This is a genomic window from Methylobacterium variabile, assembly GCF_001043975.1.
Classification (GTDB): Bacteria; Pseudomonadota; Alphaproteobacteria; order Rhizobiales; family Beijerinckiaceae; genus Methylobacterium; species Methylobacterium variabile.
Genome location: NZ_LABY01000030.1, coordinates 60,241 through 79,103 on the forward strand (window position 1 = coordinate 60,241; position 18,863 = coordinate 79,103).

Here is an 18,863-nt window from a genome sequence, read left to right on the forward strand (position 1 = left end):
CCCTCAGTCCAGGACGATCCGGTGCCTGCGCCGGAACGCGCCACCCTTCGGTCCGGCGACTTCCACGACGAGGTCCCATTGCCCGCTCGCGACCGGTTCGGCCCGGGCCGCATAGGTCCCTGCGCTGATCTCGACGAGGTCGACGCCCACATCCTGGCGCTTGTCGGTCGGGCGTTCGAGCCGGGCCTGCAGCGACTGTCCCCGGACCGGCTTTCCTCCGTCATCGGCCAGGGTGACGTTCACCGACATGACCGAAGCGGGAAGGCGGACGACGGTCGCGTCGAGGCGCCAACCGAGGGCGTCCTGCTCGGCCGCCCGCCTCAACTCGGCGTTGTAGCGTTGGCTGGCCTGGTAGGGGGACGGCTCGTCCAACCCGGACCACGTCCGGAAGGCGGACGTGACCAGGACTGCGTCCGCGCCGGCGACGGTGCCGAAGAACGCGACGAAGATCAGGAGCACCTTGCGGCCTGTCAGTCGGCCGGGAGCGCGCGATGGGCGCGGCGAGGCGATGGTCGGCATGGTCATGGGGCTTTGAAGGTGTCCTGCGCGCGGGCCGTCTCGCCGGTCGCGGCGTCGGCGATGCGGAAGGTCAGGGGGGCGGAGGCTGCCGGCTCGGCGCCGGCCGGAGCGAAGACGAGGACGCGGAACTCCTGCGTCGCATCGGACGGCACGGGCAGGTCGGCGGCCAAGCCGCCCACAACCTCGACCCGCGCCCCGGGCAGGCCCTCGACCGCCAGCGCGTAGTGTCGTTCGCCGGGGCGCTTGTTGCTGAGCCGCACCGTGTAGCCGTTGCGGATACTGCCGTCGGACAGGGTCACGTAGAGCGGGTTACGGTCGTGCAGGACGCTCAGGCCCATGAAGCTGCGCGTCACGAGGCTGTAGAGCATGAACCCGCCGATGCCCGCGACAAGGGCCACGTAGAGCACGGTCCGCGGGCGCACGATCCGGCTCACGGGGCCGCCGCCGGCGGCGCGGCTCCGGCGGTTGGCCTCGGTGTCGTAGCCGATCAGGCCCGCAGGGCGCCCGAGCTTGCCCATCGTCGTATCGCAGGCGTCGACGCAGAGGCCGCACTGGATGCAGTCCATCTGCAGGCCGTCGCGAATGTCGATGCCGGCCGGGCAGGCGGTGACGCAGGCGAAGCAGTCGACGCAATCGCCGGCGGGCTGGCCGGCCGCGCGGAGCGCGGTGGCCTGCTTGGCCGAGACCCGGGGCTCGCCCCGCGCGTCGCGGTAGAGGATGTTGTAGGCGTGCTCGTCGGTGAGCGCGGCCTGGATGCGCGGCCAGGGGCACATGTAGGTGCAGACCTGCTCGCGCATGTGGCCGGCGAGGAGGTAGGTGGTCGCGGTCAGCGTCAGGATGGCGACGTAGGCTGGCGCCGGCGCCTGGAACGTGGCGAGTTGCACGACCAGCGTCGGCGCGTCGGCGAAGTAGAGCACCCAGGCACCCCCGGTCCACCAGGCGATGAGCAGCCAGATGGAATGCTTCATCGTCCGCAGCGCGATTTTCTCCATCGACCAGGGCGCGGCGTCGAGCTTCAGCCGCTCCCGGCGGTCGCCCTCGATCAGGCGCTCCACGGCGAGGAACAGGTCGGTCCAGACGGTCTGCGGGCAGAGGTAGCCGCACCAGACCCGGCCCGCGACGGCGTTCATCAGGAACAGGACCAGGGCCGCGAGGATCAGCAGACCCATGACGTAGGTCACGTCCTGCGGCCACAGCTCGATGGAAAAGAAGTGGAACCGGCCCTTGTCGAGGTCGAGCAGCACCGCCTGAGACGGCTCGCCCGGGCCCCGGTTCCAGCGCAGGAAGGGAACGAGGTAGTAGATGCCGAGCGCGACGACGAGCACCGCCCACTTGATCCGCCGGAAGGTGCCGCGGACCAGCTGCGGCTGGATCTTGGTCCGCGCGGCGTAGAGCGATCCGTCCACGGCCGGGATGGCCGCCCGCGTCGCGCGCCGGCCGAACTTCGTGGTCGGTCGGGGTCTGGGCACGGGGGCTGGTCTTGTCGGCTCGGCGAGGGACATGGGTGCAAGGTTCCGTCCGGCGACGCGGCCGGCTCCGTCGGTCGTAGGTCCGGCTCGGGGCGGCTGCCTTGATCTCGCTCAAGCGCAGGTTCGAGCCCTGTCCGGTGCCAGTCGCACCGGACAGGGCTCGCGGGAGGCCAGACCCGAACCGTCCCCCTCCGGCCGGCCGGACCTGCCTCCCGACTACTGGCCGCCGCCCAGGCCGTGGACGTAGACGGCCAGCGACTTGATGGTCGCCGGGTCGAGGCGGCCCTCCCAAGCAGGCATCACCCCCTTACGCCCGTTCGTGACCGTGGCGACGACCTGCTCGGGCGACGAGCCGTAGAGCCAGATCGGGTCGGTGAGGTTCGGCGCCCCCATCTCGGGATTGCCCTTGGCGGCCTCGCCGTGGCAGCCGGCGCAATTACCCGCGAACACCTCGGCGCCCTTCTCGGCGCTCGCGCTGGCCACGCCCGGCTTGCCGGAGAGCGAGAGCACGTAGCTTGCCACCGCCTCAACCTCGTCACGCTTGAGCACGCCGTCGCGCCCGAAGGCCGGCATGTCGCCGACATGCGCCTCGCCGTGGCCGGAGCGGGCGCCGAAGCGGATCGTCTGCTCAATCGCCTCGGGGGTGCCGCCCCAGAGCCAATCATCGTCCTGGAGGTTCGGATATCCGATGCGGCCGGTGGCCGAGGTGCCGTGGCAGGCGGCGCAGTTGTCGCCGAACGCCGCCTTGCCAGTCGCGAGGGCGAGGCGCAGCAGGGCCGGATTAGCGCGGATCTCCGCGACGGAGGCGCTCGCGAGCTGCGATTGACCGCGCAGGTCGCGCTCCCGGCGCACCGCCTCGACCTCGTCGAGCACGGTCGCGCGCTGGGAGTAGCCGAGCAGGCCGCCGGTGTAGCCGCTGACCATAGGCCAGGCCGGGTAGAGCACCCAGTAGCCCATCGCCCAGACGATGGTGGCGTACAGGCCGTAAAGCCACCAGCGCGGCAGGGGATTGTTGTACTCGGCGATGCCGTCCCACTCGTGTCCGGTGGTCTCCGGGCCGGCGGGCGGCTTGCCGGGGTTGGCGGTATCGGCCACGGCTCAGTCCTCGATCAGGGGGAGATGGGCGGCCGCGTCGAACCGGGCGCGGTTGCGCGGCCAGAAGGCGTACAGGATCACGGCGAGGAAAATGCCGACGAAGTAGAGGAGGCCGCTGGTCTGGGCGAAGGCGGAAGCGTTCTCGTACGTCATGGCACTCACCTGAGGTTTTTCTTGTCTTCGTAGATCTTGAAGTCGACCATCGTGCCGAGCACCTGCAGGTAGACGACGAGCGCGTCGATCTCGGCGGCCTTGCCCTTATCGCCGCCGAAGTCCCGCACGGTGGCCCCCGGGTAGCGGCGCTGGAGGTCGGCGGCGCCGGCACCGTCCGGATCGAGCTGCGCCTTGAGGTCGGTCCGGGCCAGAGCGATCATCTCGTCGGTGTAGGGCACGCCGAGCGCCCGGTTGGCCTTCAGGTCGTCGGCGATGGCGTCGGCGTCGAGGGGCCGGTCGAGGAAGGCGTAGGCCGGCATGATCGAGGCCGGCACCACGGCGCGCGGGTCCTTCAGGTGCTCGCGGTGCCACTGGTCGGAATACTTGCCGCCGACGCGGGCGAGATCTGGGCCGGTCCGCTTCGAGCCCCACTGGAAGGGGTGGTCGTACATGCTCTCGGCGGCGAGCGAGAAGTGGCCGTAGCGCTCGATCTCGTCGCGCATCGGGCGCACCATCTGGCTGTGGCAGAGGTAGCAGCCCTCGCGGATGTAGATGTTGCGGCCGGCGAGCTCCAACGGCGTGTAGGGGCGGACTCCCTCCACCTTCTCGACGGTGCTTTTCAGGTAGAAGAGCGGCGTGATCTCGACGAGGCCGCCGATGGCCACGACGAGCAGCGCGCCGATGAGCAGAATGATGGAGTTCTTCTCGAAGATCTCGTGCCTCTTCCAGAGGCCGGGCTGGGCGGTGGCCATCGGACTTCTTCCGTATGTGACGGGCGTGACGCGTTTGCGGACGGGCCGCCCCTTCGGGCGGCCCGGAGACTTCACTCCGCCGGAGCGAGGCCGACGGTTCCGGGAAGCACCTCGCCGCCGGGCAGCGGCTTGCTCTCGACCGCGGTCTTGCCCGCGATGGTCATGACGAGGTTGTAGGCCATGATCAGCCCGCCGATCAGGAACAGCACGCCGCCCAGCGCCCGCACCAGGTAGTAGGGCTGCATCGCCTCGACGGTCTCCACGAAGGAGTATTCGAGGAAGCCCAGGGCATTGTAGGCGCGCCACATCAGGCCCTGCATGATGCCTGCGACCCACATCGAGGTAATGTACAGCACGATGCCCAGCGTCGAGACCCAGAAGTGCCACTCGACGAGCTTCAGCGAGTAGACCTCACGCCGGTTCCACAGCCACGGGACGAGGCAGTAGAGCGCGCCGAAGGAGATGTAGGCGACCCAGCCGAGCGCACCCGAATGCACGTGGCCGATGGTCCAATCCGTGTAGTGTGAGAGCGAGTTCACGGCCTTGATGGACATCATCGGCCCCTCGAAGGTCGCCATGCCGTAGAAGGCTAGCGAGACGACCATGAAGCGCAGCACGGGGTCGGTGCGCAGCTTGTCCCAGGCACCCGACAGCGTCATGAGGCCGTTGATCATCCCGCCCCAGGACGGCATCCACAGCATGATCGAGAAGGTCATGCCGAGCGTCTGCGCCCAATCCGGCAGGGCCGTGTAGTGCAGGTGGTGCGGCCCCGCCCAGATGTACATGAAGATCAGGGCCCAGAAGTGGATGATCGATAGACGATATGAGTAGATCGGCCGCTCGGCGCGCTTCGGGACGAAGTAGTACATGATCGCCAGGAAGCCGGCGGTGAGAAAGAAGCCCACCGCGTTGTGGCCGTACCACCACTGGATCAAGGCATCCTGCACGCCCGCGAACATCGGGTACGACTTGGAGCCAAGGAAGCTCACCGGCATCGCGAGGTTGTTGACGATGTGCAGCATCGCAATGGTGACGATGAAGGCGAGGTAGAACCAGTTCGCCACGAAGATGTGCGGCTCGGTCCGCTTGCGGAGCGTGGCCAGAAACACGAGGAGGTAGGCGACCCAGACGACGGTCAGCCATAGGTCGGCGTACCATTCGGGCTCGGCGTATTCCTTCGACTGGGTCACGCCCATGAGGTAGCCGGTGCCGGCGACGACGATGAACAGGTTGTAGCCGAGCACCACGAACCAGGGCGCGAGCTCGCCCGCGAGGCGCGCCCGGCAGGTCCGCTGCACGACGTAGAAAGAGGTGCCGATCAGGACGTTGCCGCCGAAGGCGAAGATCACCGCCGACGTGTGTAGCGGCCTTAGGCGGCCGAAGCTCGCGTATTCGAGGCCAAGGTTGAGGGACGGCGCCCAGAGCTGGAAGGCGATGATGCATCCGACTAGGAAGCCGGTGATGCCCCAGGCCATCGCTGCGACGGCCGTGAACTTGATCGGTCCGATGTTGTAGTTGGGCTTGCCGTCGATCTCTTGCGGGGGCGCCTCGACCGACCGTCCCTCGTAGCGCTTCAGGATGGCGGCGATGCCCGCCACCGCAGCGAGCGCGAACACGCCCATATGGACGGAGAACGGCGCGTCGACCGCGCGGGCCGAGGCCAGGGCGCAGAGGAAGGCGCCGGTGAGAAGAGCCAGGCTTAGGCCGACCTCCCCCTCGGTCATGTACTTGGATGCTGGTGTCGCGGCCATGGCTCGCTCGATTCGCCTCGCGCAAAAACGGCTACGCCTGCGCTTAGGTGGCTGGGTGGCCCGGAGCCTTGATTTCGATCAAACGGCCTGCCGCGGTGCCGCCCGCCGGCGGGCGGCGCCCGAACCGGTAGTTGTCCTTCCTCCACGAAGCCCGCTCGGGCCGGGTATCGGCGTCGTCCGCTAGTGCACTGACGCCGACGAAAGCACCACGCCCGATCTCGCCAACCGCCTGCAAACGCAGCGGAAATCGCAACGAACTATGTACCTTTTGAAGGCGTCAGTGCACTAGCGCCCCCTTCCGCGGGCTTGATGGCGAGGCGCGCATGTCCCACGTCCCGCGCGAGCCGGACGGCGGCCGCGACGACCGCGTCCGGCAGCGTGCCGCCCGACGGCTGCGCTGTGATCCTGTCGCTCACGTTCTGGGCCGCGCTGACATCGAGCTTGCCGTCGATGCGGTGGCGAAGACGGCGATGGCGTGTCCGCGCAGGTTCTGCAGCGTCGCCAAGCCGCTACCGCGCGGCGCCCACGTCAGGCGGCAAACGCCCCCGCGGCAATCTTGCAGCGACAGGCCGGGATAGCGGAGGCTGACGAGCGGAGGGCCCGTCGGTACCCTCCGCGGTGACGGGAGCCGCCGTGTAGCAGCGTTCATCGTGTTGCCTCGACGGGCCGGGCACCGGGCCGAGACAGGCGTGCTATCGTCGCGCCGGACCCGCGGCATCGTTCGGGACCGTAGGCCGGACGCGGGCGGGGCCGCCGGCGATGGCTGGACGAACGGGTCGCCTCAACCCCGTTGCGAGCGGCAGAACCCGAGCAGCCCGCTCGGCAGGATCATGGCCGCCAGGACCAGGGGCGCGAGGATCTTGGTGCCGGTGACCAGCGCGTAGAACAAGAAGCCTCCGGCATTGAGGACCAAGGTCACGGCAAGCAGCGCGAACGCGGCGGCCACGGCCAATCCCCCTACGGCGACCGCCGAGACGAACAGCGTCGCGAAGGCCCAGATCGGGTTCCACGCAAGGGATAGAGGGGCGCCCATCGAGGTACTCTCCGGTTGAACGCCGCTCACTTTCCACGGTCCCGGAAGCCTGGCCTTGGGATAGATCAAGGACGACGCACGGTCGCGATGCCGCCGCTCCGGGCGCTTCGGATTTCCGTGCAAGGTGCTCGCACGGGCTACTCCGCGGCCTCGACGAAAGCGGTGCCGGCATGCGGGATGCCGAGGGCGTCTCAGGTCTCGGCGAGCGCCGCGGTGAGCTTGCTGACCTGCGCCTCGTCGTGGAACGGCGACGGCGTGATCCGCAGGCGCTCGGTGCCGCGCGGCACCGTCGGGTAGTTGATCGGCTAGATGTAGATGGCGTGGTGCTCCAGCAGGCGGTCGGCCGCCACCTTGCACAGCTCGGCGTCGCCGACCATCACCGGCACGATGTGGGTCTCGGTCTCCAGGACCGGCAGGCCCGCCGCGCTCAGGGCCAGCTTGGTGGCCGCCGCCTGGCGCTGGTGCGCCTCGCGCTCGGTGCGCGAGCGCGAGGCGCACTGAGGCGCGCGCCGCCGCCGCCAACGCGGGCGGCAGCGCCGTGGTGAAGATGAAGCCGGGCGCGAAGCTGCGCACCGCGTCGCAGATCGCCGCCGAGGCGGTGATGTAGCCGCCGACGCAGCCGAAGCCCTTGGCGAGCGTGCCCTCGATCACGTCGACCCGGTGCATCACCCGGTCGCGCTCGGCGATGCCGGCGCCGCGCGGGCCGTAGAGGCCGACCGCGTGGACCTCGTCGAGGTATGTCATGGCGCCGTAGCGGTCGGCGAGGTCGCAGATCTTGCCGCCCGACGCCACGTCTCCGTCCATCGAGTAGACCGACTCGAACACGATCAGCTTCGGCCGGTCGCCGGCCTCCTGAAGCAGCTCCTCCAGGTGCTGGAGATCGTTGTGGCGGAAGATCTTCTTCGCGCTGGCGGGTAAACCGCAAGCGGGTCCACCGGCTCTACAGGGACGAGGGCCTGAGCCTGCGGCTCAAGCGGCCGCGCCGGCACGTCAGCGCGGCCCACCGAGAGCGTCGGCCTGCCCCAGTGCGGCCCAACGAGCGCTGGTCGATGGACTTCGTCTCCGACGCGCTCTTCGACGGCCGCTGGCTACGAGCCTTGACGGTGGTGGATGCCTTCACGCGCGAAGCTCTGCGGATCGAGGTGGATCAGGGCATCAAGGGCGAGCAGGTCGTGGCTGTCGTTGCCCGCTTGGCAATCCTGCGCGGAGTACCGGAGACGATTCAGGTCGATAATGGGCCTGAGTTCGTTTCGAAGGCGCTCGATCGCTGGGCCTACGAGAACAGCGTCGCGCTGGATTTCTCGCGGCCTGGCAAGCCAACCGACAACGCGCTGGTCGAGTCGTTCAACGGGCGGCTGCGCGACGAGTGCCTGAACGCGAACTGGTTCTTGTCGCTGGCCAACGCGAGGGCCAAGATCGAGGCGTGGCGGCGGCAGTACAACGAGAGCCGTCCTCACACAGCCCTGGGGTGGCGGACGCCCCAGGAATTCGCCTTGGCGGCGGCCCGAGAGGCTGCCGAATGAGAGCCGGAGGCTCAACCCTCGGCCGGACCAAGATCCGGGGGACCGTCATGTCCGTGACGAAGCAGGAACGCAGCTCTGCACCATCACCCTGAACCTTGAAGCCGCCTGCTATCCGGAACGGCAGAAGCGCAACGATTTGTGATTTTCGAAGACCGACGCCGCGCCCTGTGAGCCGGAAACTGTAGCTCGATCCGAAGGAGGTTCAGCGGATCTGAAGGGCGGCCAAAGCTGACGAACTAACAGTCAGCCGGCTATGTTTATTATTTGTCCGCTTTGGTTCTTGATTTGTATCCATCGACCCTTGCGGGTCCGATGGCATCAGCGTGCCGGGTATGGCCTGTCGTGCCGCTCATTGCGGCAGCAAGGGGTAACTCCTCGCCGCAAACCTTGGCCGTTTTAAGGTATGGGTATCTGAGCCGGACGTGCCGGACAGTGGCAATCAGTCGGCTTCGCTCGGTGCATCGCGGATGAAGGCCAGCACATCGTTCAGGGGTAGGGAGCTGGGATACTCAGGAAAGGCGAGGCTCACGGGGGCCCCAAGGGCCGTCATGATGTCCCGCAGCCCCTCCACCCAAGCTCCGGCCTCAGCCTGAGTCGCAAAGCCGGTTCGGACCATCGTCTTGTCCGGTTCGATAGTCACCGTGACGGCAAAGCGTCCGTCTGGTGTGTCGAAGATCTGGTAGCTCACGCGGCGGGCCATCTGGGATGACTAGCGCAATAAGTCGGTTCTGCCAAACGATGTGACGGCTATTTACTTTAGAGCGTTTCAACAAAGATACATCGATGATCGTACATGTGATTGCCATGGCGTGGTACGCCAGCAAGGACCAATCGAACCTGAAGCGGGCATGCATGATCTCGATCGAGAGGCGCAATCCAGCACAGGCTGGAGTGAGCATGATCTCTCAATTTTTTAAATTGTGACATAACAGCCATGGAAGCTGGGTCCATACGCCTCCCCTATGCGAGCGCCGCCGAGAAGTCCTGATGAGGGGGCGGTTCCTAGCGGCGTGCTATTGATTGCACTCGCGGGCGCTCGGCGCTCGGCGCTCGCATAAGCTTGGCGTATAGAACGTGATTACATCTGCGCGGCAATCACATCGTGCATCGACGTCGTCTCATGGCATGTTTCCGTATCCACTTATCCAAGTATGTCGAATTTTTATACTATTAACTGACTATGATAGCATTCTCTTAAATATCGAACTCGTATATTCATGCGCTTGATTATCTGCTGCTCGCGTGATCACGCGTGCTGCCAAGCGATGGCGCTCCGCAAAGGCCAAGCCGTCAGCGAGACCCAGCACCATCAGCGCAGTGGCCGCCACGTCTGCGACCAGACACGCTGCATGCAGGACTGTGGCGACAAGCGGTCCGTTCGAGAGCGGAACTCCGGTGCGAGGATCAAGGGTGTGACCATGGCGTTCTCCCTCGCATGAGAGAACGCGTCGGTAGTCGCCCGAGGTTGCGACGGCGAGCCCGTGCAGGGCGACGACAGTGGCAGGCCGCTCACTGCCGGGCGGCTCCTCTAACCGCACCCACCATGGTGTACGGTCCGGCTTGATGCCAGCACCGCGCAGCTCACCCCCAATCTCGACGAGGTGATTCGTCAACCCACGCGCGGTGAGTGCCTCCGATACCACGTCGACCGCGTAGCCCTTGGCGATGCCACAGAGGTCGAGCTGTATCCCGCCCGGCTGGAAGGCGGCGCCTGAGGCTGGATCAAGGCGAACGCGGGCAAAGCCGCTCCGCGCCTGCGCTGCCTGGATCGCGGCTGCACCAGGCCTGCATCGGATCGGGCCCGGCGGGCCGAAACCCCACAAGTCGGTGAGGGCCCCGATCGTCGGATCGTAGGCTCCGTCCGTGAGGCGCGCGAGGTCGAGCCCCGCTGCGAGAACCTTCCGCAGCTGGCTTGGTAATGGCACCCATGTGCCGGCCGGTGCCTGATTGAAGCGCGTGAGGTCCGACTCCGGCCGCCACTGGCTCATCTCGCGGTCGATGCCATCGAGGAGCAGCGTGAAACCGGTGCGAACATCCTCGGCCTGATGTCCATCAGGCACGACGGCCTTCACGGACCAGGTCGTACCCATCATCTCACCCGACCACGCGACGAGGGTACCCTCCGGCGCGGCGCAGCCGATCGGAGGCAGAGCGGGCGGGATCAGGACGCGTCGCACGGCGCTACGGAGGCAGAACTTCCAACGTCACGTTGTAGGTCGCCCGACGCCGCGCATTCGGCATCGTCGCCTTGCCGTCCTGCACGGTGGCGCTGAGCCAGTACATGCCGGGCGCCGGCCAGCTCACCACGAAGCTTCCATCCGCTCCCGTGCGCAGCTTGAAGTCGTTCAGCTTGTCGCGGTAGCGGATGCCGCCCGGCACGACCTCAATCTCGACGTCCGGCACAGGTAAACCGTCAAGGAGCAGGACGAACCGAGCCGCCTCGCCGGAGACGAGGCTGTTCGGGTGGGTCATGGGACGCAGCGACAACCCTGCAGCGCTGGGATCCGGGGCGACCTCGCTCGGTTTGCCGGACGTGACGAACACCTCCGTGCGCTGCTGCGACTGCGTCACCTGCAGCCCTTCTGCCTCGCGCGGCACCTCCTTCTCCAGGTTCTCTGGGGCGCCCCGCCAGCGCTTCGACATTCCGTTGAGCTTGTAGCTGGCAAACACGGCCGACTGAACCACGCTCCCCCGGTACGTACCCGGTTTGTCGAGGTGGAGGTCGAACGTGCTGCGGTACTTGCCGGTGCTGCCATTCTGCACCGGCACAGAGCGGCCGTCTGGCCCCGTCACCGTGAGCCCGTCGAGCCGCATCGGAAAGTGCTCGAAGTAGAACAGATCGTTCGAGATCGCCGCGTCGACCGTCACCCAGGCATCCGCGCCCGACAGCACGGTGGCCGAGGGCAGCATCCAGGCCCGATGGGCCTGCGCGGGCCAGGACAACGGCACAATGGCGGCGAGTAGCGCGGCCACGGCCGCGCGGCGGAAAGGTCGGAGGGGCATGAGGAGCCTCGCAGCAGGCAACGATTAGGGGGTGAGGGTGACAGCGACACGACCGAGTTCCTCGGCACCGCGCACCTCCTTGGCCCCGGGCTCACCGGCAGGCCAGGACAGCGGCAAGCGGACGATCTCGCGTCCGCCCACCTCGCGCGCCGCCTCGACGACGATCTGGTAGGAGCCGGGTGCGAGATCTTTCAGCGGCGCAGCATCGGCGGAGAAGCGCAGGGCGTGCTCCCCGACAGGTCGGGTGGCGCCGCTGACGCTGTCCACCGGCATCTCGAGCTCGCGGCCGACGCGGCGCCACCACTGCCGCATGTCCTTGAGCCACTTGGTGCCCTCTCGGCCGGGCTTGGCGATGTCGTACCAGACGGCTAGGTTGGCCGCGACGCTCTGGTCCGGCCGCTCGAGCCAGACGGCCACGTAGGGCCGGTGATACTCGGCAACCTCGAGGCGGGGGATCTGCACGCTGACGGTCAGCTCGCTCGCTCCGGTAGGCGCCGTGAGCAGGGCGGAGAACAGCGCGGTGACGCTCGAACGCAAGGGGCGGACCTCAGGCATGGATGAACAGCAGGGCGATGAGGAGCGGAGCCAGGAGGCCCAAACCGACCACCGGCCAGGTGGCGGGCCGGCGCCCGGCGTGGAACCAGAGCAGCGCCAGCCCGGTGAGGCAGAAGACCAGGCAGGCGGCCCCGAACCCGTCGATGAACCACGACCAGGCCGAGCCGGTGTGGCGGCCCTTGTGCAGGTCGTTGAGGTAGGCCAGCCAGCCGCGGTCGGTGACCTCGTGCATGACGCTCCCACCCCGGCGCGCGAGACTGACCCAGCCGTCGCCGCCTGGACGCGGTAGAGAGAGCGAGACCTCGTCGGACGAGAACTCCGCCTCGGGTGTCGGCCGGATCCCGATCTCTCGGCTCAGCCACGCATCGACAGCGGGCGGCAGTGGGCCCCGCCCGCGGGATGGCAGGGCTTGCACCAGGGGCAGCAAGTCGGCCGGCAGCGCCGCCTCGCGGGTCGCGACGCGCGCCCGTGCTTCCAACTGCGCCGCATGGTTCAGGGTGATGCCGGTCACTGCAAACAGAAGCATGCCGACGAGGCATAGGGCCGAGCTGATCCAGTGCCACGCGTAGAGCTGCTTCAGCCAGAACGCCCGCCGCTTCCGAGCACGGTGTCGATCCTCGCTGGCGGACGGCACCGGGTGCCCTGCGACCAAAGCGCTGTCCTGCGGCAGAACGTGGTCGCTCACATCTCGGCCCAGCGGCGCAGCAGGTTGTGGTAGCAGCTCGTCAGGGCGACAGCAGCCGGATCCTCATCCGAGAGCTTCTGCCGAACCCCGGTGATACCCTGGTCCATGGCGAAGAGCAGCGCGCGCTGACCGTCGTCCTTGACCATGGACTGCGACCAGAAGAACGCTGACCACCGCGAGCCGCGGGTGATCGGCTCGACCCGATGCAGGGAGGTCGCGGGATAGACAATCATGTCCCCGGCCGGCAGCTTCAGCGAATGCGCGCCAAAGGTGTCTTCGATCACCAGTTCGCCGCCGTCGTAGGCGTCAGGCTCGGTGAGGAACAAGGTGGTCGAGACGTCGGCACGCATCCGGATCCCGGCGCCCGGCACCATCCGGACCGCCCCGTCGACATGGGCGCCGAAGCCCATGCCGACATCGTAGCGGTTGAACAGCGGCGGCAGCACTCGCAGGGGCAGCGCCGCAGCGTTGAAGAGCGGGCTGCGCCCGAGCGCCCGCAGGATGAGATCGCCGAGGTCCCGGGCGATGGGCGCGTCCTCCGGGATCTGCAGGTTGTTCTTGGCGCGTGCCGCCTGAGCACCGGCAGTGACGCGGCCGTCGACCCACTCACTCGCTTCGAGGCGAGTGCGGCAATGGGCGACCTCCTCGGTTGTGAGGACGTTGCGAACGTGGACGAGCATCTCAGAACCGCGTGCCCAGGCTGACCAGGACCGTGCGTCCCGAGGTCGGGATGGCCCGGGTGGAGAAGGCACCCGAATAGTTCAACTCGTCCGTCAGGTTGTACGCGTTGACCGCGATCCGGTAGTTCTCGGTCTCGTAGGAGACCAGCGCGTCGAGCGAGAAGGTGCCGGGGATCCGCGTGACGTTGTCGCTGGCCGGGAAGTAGCCATCATCGAAGGTGACGCCGCCACCGACCGTGATCTTGCCGGGCAGGTCCCATAGGGACCGCATCACCGAGGTTAGGTCGTAGGTCGTCCACAACGTGAAGGCGTTCTCGGGCACGTAGGGAGCCACCTTGCCGATATTGGCACCCGACAGGACCTTCCCGTTCAGATGCGTGTACCCGGCAAGCAGGCTCCACTCCTCGGTGAGCCGCCCCGTCGCCGTGAACTCGAAGCCGTCGACGCGCCGCCGCTCACCCGCATCGAGCGCGCCAAGGATCAGGCCGCCAGTGACGGGATCGACGTCGAAGCTGTTGCTCTTGTCGACCCGGAACAGGGCCGCGGCGAGACCGAGGCGCCCACCGAGCACGCTGACCTTGCCGCCGATCTCGTAGAGGTCGCTTTCCTCAGGCTTGAGGGCGGCCGTGCTCGGCACCTCGATGCCGGTCGAGTTCGCCACGTACTGTCCCTGTGGCGAGAAGCCTTTGGCGTAGGTGACGTAGTAGGTCTGATCCGGCGTCGGCTGCCAGATCGCCGCGCCCTTCGGGCTGACGCCGGTGGAGGCCGCCGTGACCGTCGAGCCGAAGATGCCCGTCGTGGTGTTGGTGGTGGCATAGGTGCTGACGAACCGGTCGACACGTACGCCCCCAAGCAACGAGAACTGCTCGGTGAGCCAGATCCGGTCGCTGAAAAAGCCGGCGAGGTTCGCACCGTCACCCACGCGCTGGTTGTTGTAATTCCGGTAGAGCGCGTAGCCGGATTGTGTCGGGTCGGGTGCCAGCAGGCGCTGGTTCGGCCGGGTGCCAGCCACCGCGAAGTTGATGCGGCGATCATTCTGGTAGAAGGCATCGAGGCCGGCCACCACCTCGTGGCGCAGGAAGCCCGTGTGGAACTTAGCCACCGCGGTCGTGACGTTCTGCGCACCCCAGGCGTCCTGATCGAACGCCGTGCCACCGCCGGCGCTGTAGGTGACAAACGGATTGCCGCCTGCAAAGAAGTCCCGGGCGCAGAAGGTCGCTGGCGCAGCGGTGCTGTTGGTGCAGAGCGGGTTCGTGCTCGCGAAGTTGCGGCTGTAGAATGAGAGCCGCGTATCATTGGTGACCGTGAGCCAAGGCGTGACCGTCCACTTCATCAGCGAAGTGAGGAGGTGCACGTTGGCGTTATCGCGGTCTGTCTCGCGTGCGTAGGACGTCGAGCGGTCGAGCCCGAACTCGGTGATCGGCCGTGCGTAGCGGTCGCCGGGGCGCTGCACTGTCGGCACGCCGTAATCGGGCGTGCGCTCGCTGTGTTGGAACAGGTAGTTCAGGTGCCAGGTGGTGTCGGTGCCGAGCCCGAAGCCGAGCGAGGCGGCGAGGCCGTAGCGATCAGACTTCGTGTGGTCCCGGTCCTGGATGTCCTGGCGGTGGGCCACGCCCGTGATGCGGATCGCGGTGGTCTCGTCGATCTTTCGATTAATGTCGAAGGTGCCTCGCGCGGTGGGACCGCTGCCGCCGAGCGCGTCGACGGCCGTGAAGTCTGTCAGCAGGGCGCGCTTCGAGATGATGTTGATCGCCCCGCCCGCGGTGCCGAGGCCGAGGGTCTCGGATGACGGTCCCTTGATGACGACGACGTCACCGATGTTGAAGCTGTCGCGGGCGTAGACGCCGAAGTCGCGCAGGCCGTCGAGGTAGACGTCGTTCTTGGCCTGAAAGCCGCGGATGCGGAACTGGTCGCCGTTGAGGCCACCGTTGCCCTCGCCGGAGCTGAGTGTAATGCCCGGCACGTTGCGCAGGGCCTGCTCAAGCGTGGTGGCCTGCTGCTGACGAATGACCTCGCCTGGCACCACGGTGACGGCCTGCGGGGTGTCTTGAACGCGGCCGGGAAAGCGGGACAGCCCGAGATCGGCGTTGAGAGTGTTGGGCAGACGGCCATCGTAGCCCGCGACGGTGATCTCCTCGAGGGGGATTACCCCGCTATCCACGGGAGCGGATCCTGGGTTCTGAGCGTAGGCGTCGAAAGGAATGAACGTGCCGAGACTGGCTGCGAGACCGACGCCCAGCGAGCCTACGGTGCCCGCGTCTCGAAACGACAACTCCGTACGCATCTCTACCCTCCAGGAACAATGGAGGCATAGACGTTCACGTGGGCGTGAGGCAATGGATGATATATGCTGTTTCCACGTATGATGCGCTGTCGCAACAATCTACAATAGTTACAATCTAGCTCTCTCGAGAATCTTCGTCTGATGTTAAATGGAATAATTCTACTTTTCCAAGCGAGTGACGGCTGCGGGAGAGCGGCGAAGCCGTGAGATCCACCGGCGCGAGGCGGACACAATCTATGGGTACGGCAGAACCTGCGCTCTGGGAGCTGCACCACAACACGGAAGCCGACTGGCGCCGCATCCTTGACGGATCGCCGGACAGCGCAGCGCGCTGGATCCGCTTCGCCGCGGAGCGTGGCTTCCGCTCGGCCCAGGTAGTTCTCGGGCAGATGCTGCTGGATGGGCACGGCGTGCCGCGTGATCCCACGGCGGCCTTCACCTGGTTCCGGCGCGCTGCATCCATCGGCAGCCTTGACGCATGCAACATGGTCGGGCGCTGCCACGAACTTGGTTGGGGCGTGCCGGCGAGCCACGCGGAGGCGCTCAGCCATTATCGCCGCGCGGCTGCGGGCGGGCATGCGTGGGGCCTCTACAACACCGGGTGCCTGCTGCTGTACGGAGATGTGCGGCGTGACCATGCGGAGGCGTTTCGCTGCTTCTCGGCAGCGGCTGAGCGCGACGAGCGTGAGGCGAGCAGCAAAGCCCTCGGTATGCTGGCGCGCTGCCACGAAGAAGGGTGGGGCACTCCTGTCAACCGCGTGGCTGCCCTCCGCTGTTACCGAGCCGCTACGGCTGCGGGCGATTGCTGGGCCGCCCTCAACCTAGGCATGATTCATACCGAGAACGATCGGGTGGCCGAGGCACATGCCGCTTTCGAGACCGCACTCGCGCATGCCACCCCGCACTGCCTGCCCATGATTGTCAGCGCGTTGAACGACGTGGCCGACCCCAGATTGGCAGGATTGATAGCTGATGCGATGAGTCGTGCGCAGCAACTCGATGGGATGCAAATGCCAGTATCTCTTCCATATCATAAGCGCGACGCGCTGCAGCGACACAAAGCAGCTTGGATCCTAAAGACTTCTATCATTGCAGCCTACTTGATGAAGTTACTTGTTGATAGCTGGCCTCGAGGGTTATCGTGAAATCGAATAGGATAATTTTTTGATTTTGATGGTGTCTAAGGTAAAATATATTTTTCAGAGCCTCGTCCACCGCTACGATCCGCATGTCTTCCGTCTCACCGCGGCGCTTGGGCATTACGCCCGCAGCAAGGATCATCTGAAAGGCAAAATCAGATTGAAGAGCGAGCACGGCTAACCAGCTGTTATATAACGTCAGCGACTTGGTAAGGCATTCACTTCTCTTAAGAAGCAGAGCGTCGGGCAGGATGAATCAACCCTGCCCGATGCCTTGCCGGCAGAAGCTATGCCGTGCCTTGTCAGATTTTGCTGTTGGTCACCGGCGGAGCTGTCATTTGCTCCTTCTGCGCACCTGAGTCAGGCCGGGCCGGGCCGAGCACCGGCTCCTCGCCAAGGGGCTCGAACGCCTTGAAGTGGAACTGGCCCTTGCCGTCGATCGATGGGCCTTCCGAGTAGCGGCCGGGTGGAACCGGCGTGCCGTTGCGCTCGGTGCCCATGAACATGTAGCTGAACTCCTGCGCCTCCTTCGACTGGTCGAAGCTGTTGGGCACCGGCAGCGACTCCTTCAGTCCGCCCATGTCCTCGATGATCGCCAGCCACTGCTGCTGGTGCATCGTGTCGCGGGCGATGAGGAAGCTGAGCATGTCCTGCATGCCCTTGTCATGGGTGGAGTTGTAGAGCCGGACCGCCAGGGTTCGGCCGGTCGCCTCCGCCGCCACGTTGCAGAACATGTCGCCGACGAGGTTGCCGCTGGCATAGACGTGCGAGCAGTTGAAGGGTGCCCCATCGCAATCGGCCGGGAATGCGGCCATACCGGTGGAGAGCAGGTGGCGCTGGAGCATGCCCTCGACCACGTGGCGCGGCTGCTCACCCCCCATCACCGCGCCGACGATTGGGTTGCCTTGGACCGAGGTCTCCTGCAGCGTCGCCGGCGCATCCTCGAGGTTGAGGGCGACCGCCGTCGACAGCATCTCGATGTGGCTGATCTCCTCGGTCGCGGTGTTCAGCAAAATGTCGCGGTATTTGGTGCTCGGCCCGCGGGCGCCCCAGGCCTGGAAGAAGTACTGCAGGCAGACGCGGATCTCGCCCTCGATGCCGCCGATCGCCTGCTGGAGCTGGCGGGCGAACAAGGGATCGGGCTTCTCGACCTTCACCGGGTACTGCAGGCGCTTGTCGAAATAGTACATCGGGGCCTCCTGATTGGAATTTTCCTAGTCGGAGCTCGGTGGCACCCTCAGCACGGTACTCCACCGGGGTATGCGACTTGCGCTCCAACGTTCAGGCGGTCGATGGGTTCATCTTAGAGTAATTCTAAATTAAGCTATTCGTTTGGTGTCGCGCGGGCATTCCAGCATCCCATCCTGTGGCCAAGATGTATGAAAAATGACCGGACACTGTTGTCGAATTCCAGCGGCCTTTCGGCTTGGCGTCTCGCGCGGCTGCTTCGCCCGAGTGCGATCCCAACGAGCGCCGGCCTCCTGGCATTCCCAGACGGAATTCGCCAACAGTGTCTGACCGTTTTCCTTACATGCAGGCGGGTCGGCCAGAGCTGACGCGCCTTACGCCACAGCCGCGCGTGCCGGAGGTTGTCAGGAAATCCTGTTAGCCATCCAAATTTCAGAAAAAGGGTCCGACAATCAATCGATGATCCTATCTGCCTTGTCCATTAGAGCCTTCCCCCATGGACCGTTCCATGCCCTGGCTGTTTTCTTTCCACACGAGCGGTATCAATATTAGGAACAGCGACACCTCTTTGCTGTAAAATATTATTTGTATAACGCAAATCGCCGCAGGTCTTACATAATTTTTCTTTCCTCATAGACATGTGTTCTCATGTCGAAATTGCCTCGTACAGACACAGCCTTCAGCTCTTCCGCGCTCCTTCACTCAAGCATGCTTCTGCAGACAAGCCGCGAGATTATGCAGAGCGATCGCGGCAAGTGCTCGCAATCAATAGGATCTCACCTATGGTAATTACCCACGGGGTGTTTTTGACGCGGGCGTTCGTCGTCCCGTCCTGTTCGGGATGGTGGGGGGTGATCAGGCGGTGATGGTGGTGAGCAGGGTGGCGAAGGGCGTGGCCTTGGTCTTGAGCGCGGCAGTGGCGACGACGGTGCGCACGTCTGCCTCGCCCTTGGCCGCCCACATCGCCCGATAGCCGTTCGTCACCTTGCGCTGGACCACCGCCGGCCGCAGGTCGCGCTCGCAGGCGTTGTTGG

At 66.0% G+C, this 18,863-nt stretch carries 16 protein-coding genes and 3 pseudogenes; 2 read left to right on the forward strand and 17 right to left on the reverse strand.

Annotation, left to right across the window (positions count from 1 at the left end; translation table 11 throughout):
• Positions 1 to 3 precede the first annotated feature (3 nt).
• The 8 genes and pseudogenes from VQ02_RS05310 to hemA all read right to left on the reverse strand — a co-directional run.
• Positions 4 to 525 carry a FixH family protein gene (locus tag VQ02_RS05310; RefSeq protein WP_157080508.1) on the reverse strand — a complete coding sequence of 174 codons (522 nt, stop codon included), beginning with the start codon at positions 523 to 525 and terminating at the stop codon, positions 4 to 6.
• The gene (ccoG, locus tag VQ02_RS05315) at positions 522 to 2,021 is read right to left on the reverse strand and encodes a cytochrome c oxidase accessory protein CcoG (protein WP_083469066.1); all 1,500 of its coding nucleotides are present in this window, start codon (positions 2,019 to 2,021) and stop codon (positions 522 to 524) included. The genes VQ02_RS05310 and ccoG overlap by 4 nt, the downstream gene beginning before the upstream one ends.
• A gap of 183 nt (positions 2,022 to 2,204) precedes the next feature.
• Positions 2,205 to 3,083, reverse strand: coding sequence for a cytochrome-c oxidase, cbb3-type subunit III (gene ccoP, locus VQ02_RS05320; RefSeq protein WP_048443117.1), 879 nt, complete (start codon positions 3,081 to 3,083; stop codon positions 2,205 to 2,207).
• Positions 3,084 to 3,086: 3 nt separating this feature from the next.
• Positions 3,087 to 3,236: a cbb3-type cytochrome c oxidase subunit 3 gene (locus tag VQ02_RS05325; protein WP_048443118.1), complete on the reverse strand. Its 150-nt coding sequence runs from the start codon at positions 3,234 to 3,236 to the stop codon at positions 3,087 to 3,089.
• 5 nt (positions 3,237 to 3,241) lie between these two features.
• On the reverse strand, positions 3,242 to 3,988 hold the full coding sequence (gene ccoO / locus VQ02_RS05330; RefSeq protein ID WP_048443119.1) for a cytochrome-c oxidase, cbb3-type subunit II: 747 nt from the start codon (positions 3,986 to 3,988) through the stop codon (positions 3,242 to 3,244).
• A gap of 71 nt (positions 3,989 to 4,059) precedes the next feature.
• A complete protein-coding gene (ccoN, locus tag VQ02_RS05335; RefSeq protein ID WP_048443120.1) occupies positions 4,060 to 5,739 on the reverse strand; it encodes a cytochrome-c oxidase, cbb3-type subunit I in 1,680 nt (559 codons plus the stop codon).
• A gap of 781 nt (positions 5,740 to 6,520) precedes the next feature.
• Entirely contained in the window at positions 6,521 to 6,772 is a 252-nt protein-coding gene (locus VQ02_RS05340; protein WP_048443121.1) for a hypothetical protein, read from the reverse strand.
• 191 nt (positions 6,773 to 6,963) lie between these two features.
• A pseudogene (hemA, locus tag VQ02_RS05345) lies at positions 6,964 to 7,675 on the reverse strand (5-aminolevulinate synthase); the annotation flags it as partial.
• Positions 7,676 to 7,680: 5 nt separating this feature from the next.
• On the opposite strand from hemA, the pseudogene VQ02_RS05350 reads away from it, so the two are divergent.
• Positions 7,681 to 8,295, forward strand: a pseudogene (locus VQ02_RS05350) (IS3 family transposase); the annotation flags it as partial.
• 439 nt (positions 8,296 to 8,734) lie between these two features.
• Here the strand turns inward: VQ02_RS05350 and VQ02_RS05355 are convergent.
• The 7 genes from VQ02_RS05355 to VQ02_RS05380 all read right to left on the reverse strand — a co-directional run bounded on the left by VQ02_RS05355 (position 8,735) and on the right by VQ02_RS05380 (position 15,502).
• Entirely contained in the window at positions 8,735 to 8,983 is a 249-nt protein-coding gene (locus VQ02_RS05355) for a hypothetical protein (protein WP_157080509.1), read from the reverse strand.
• Positions 8,984 to 9,473: 490 nt separating this feature from the next.
• On the reverse strand, positions 9,474 to 10,472 hold the full coding sequence (locus VQ02_RS35385) for an FAD:protein FMN transferase (protein ID WP_083469067.1): 999 nt from the start codon (positions 10,470 to 10,472) through the stop codon (positions 9,474 to 9,476).
• A 4-nt stretch (positions 10,473 to 10,476) separates the two neighbouring features.
• Positions 10,477 to 11,298 (reverse strand): DUF4198 domain-containing protein, encoded by an 822-nt coding sequence (locus VQ02_RS05360; RefSeq protein WP_048443124.1) that lies wholly within the window; start codon positions 11,296 to 11,298, stop codon positions 10,477 to 10,479.
• A 24-nt stretch (positions 11,299 to 11,322) separates the two neighbouring features.
• Complete coding sequence (locus VQ02_RS05365; protein ID WP_048443125.1) at positions 11,323 to 11,835, reverse strand: DUF2271 domain-containing protein; 513 nt, start codon at positions 11,833 to 11,835, stop codon at positions 11,323 to 11,325.
• A 10-nt stretch (positions 11,836 to 11,845) separates the two neighbouring features.
• The gene (locus VQ02_RS05370; protein WP_245239631.1) at positions 11,846 to 12,538 is read right to left on the reverse strand and encodes a PepSY-associated TM helix domain-containing protein; all 693 of its coding nucleotides are present in this window, start codon (positions 12,536 to 12,538) and stop codon (positions 11,846 to 11,848) included.
• Positions 12,535 to 13,218: a Fe2+-dependent dioxygenase gene (locus tag VQ02_RS05375; protein ID WP_048443126.1), complete on the reverse strand. Its 684-nt coding sequence runs from the start codon at positions 13,216 to 13,218 to the stop codon at positions 12,535 to 12,537. The genes VQ02_RS05370 and VQ02_RS05375 overlap by 4 nt, the downstream gene beginning before the upstream one ends.
• A 1-nt stretch (position 13,219) precedes the next feature.
• Positions 13,220 to 15,502, reverse strand: coding sequence for a TonB-dependent receptor (locus tag VQ02_RS05380; protein WP_048443127.1), 2,283 nt, complete (start codon positions 15,500 to 15,502; stop codon positions 13,220 to 13,222).
• 236 nt (positions 15,503 to 15,738) lie between these two features.
• On the opposite strand from VQ02_RS05380, the gene VQ02_RS35390 reads away from it, so the two are divergent.
• Positions 15,739 to 16,647, forward strand: a complete 909-nt coding sequence (locus tag VQ02_RS35390) for a tetratricopeptide repeat protein (RefSeq protein WP_083469068.1) — start codon at positions 15,739 to 15,741, stop codon at positions 16,645 to 16,647.
• 296 nt (positions 16,648 to 16,943) lie between these two features.
• Here the strand turns inward: VQ02_RS35390 and VQ02_RS05385 are convergent, their stop codons facing one another.
• Together VQ02_RS05385 and VQ02_RS36760 are read right to left on the reverse strand one after the other, a co-directional pair.
• Positions 16,944 to 17,831 carry a manganese catalase family protein gene (locus tag VQ02_RS05385; RefSeq protein WP_048443128.1) on the reverse strand — a complete coding sequence of 296 codons (888 nt, stop codon included), beginning with the start codon at positions 17,829 to 17,831 and terminating at the stop codon, positions 16,944 to 16,946.
• 853 nt (positions 17,832 to 18,684) lie between these two features.
• Positions 18,685 to 18,863 (reverse strand): annotated as a pseudogene (locus VQ02_RS36760) (IS66 family transposase); the annotation flags it as partial.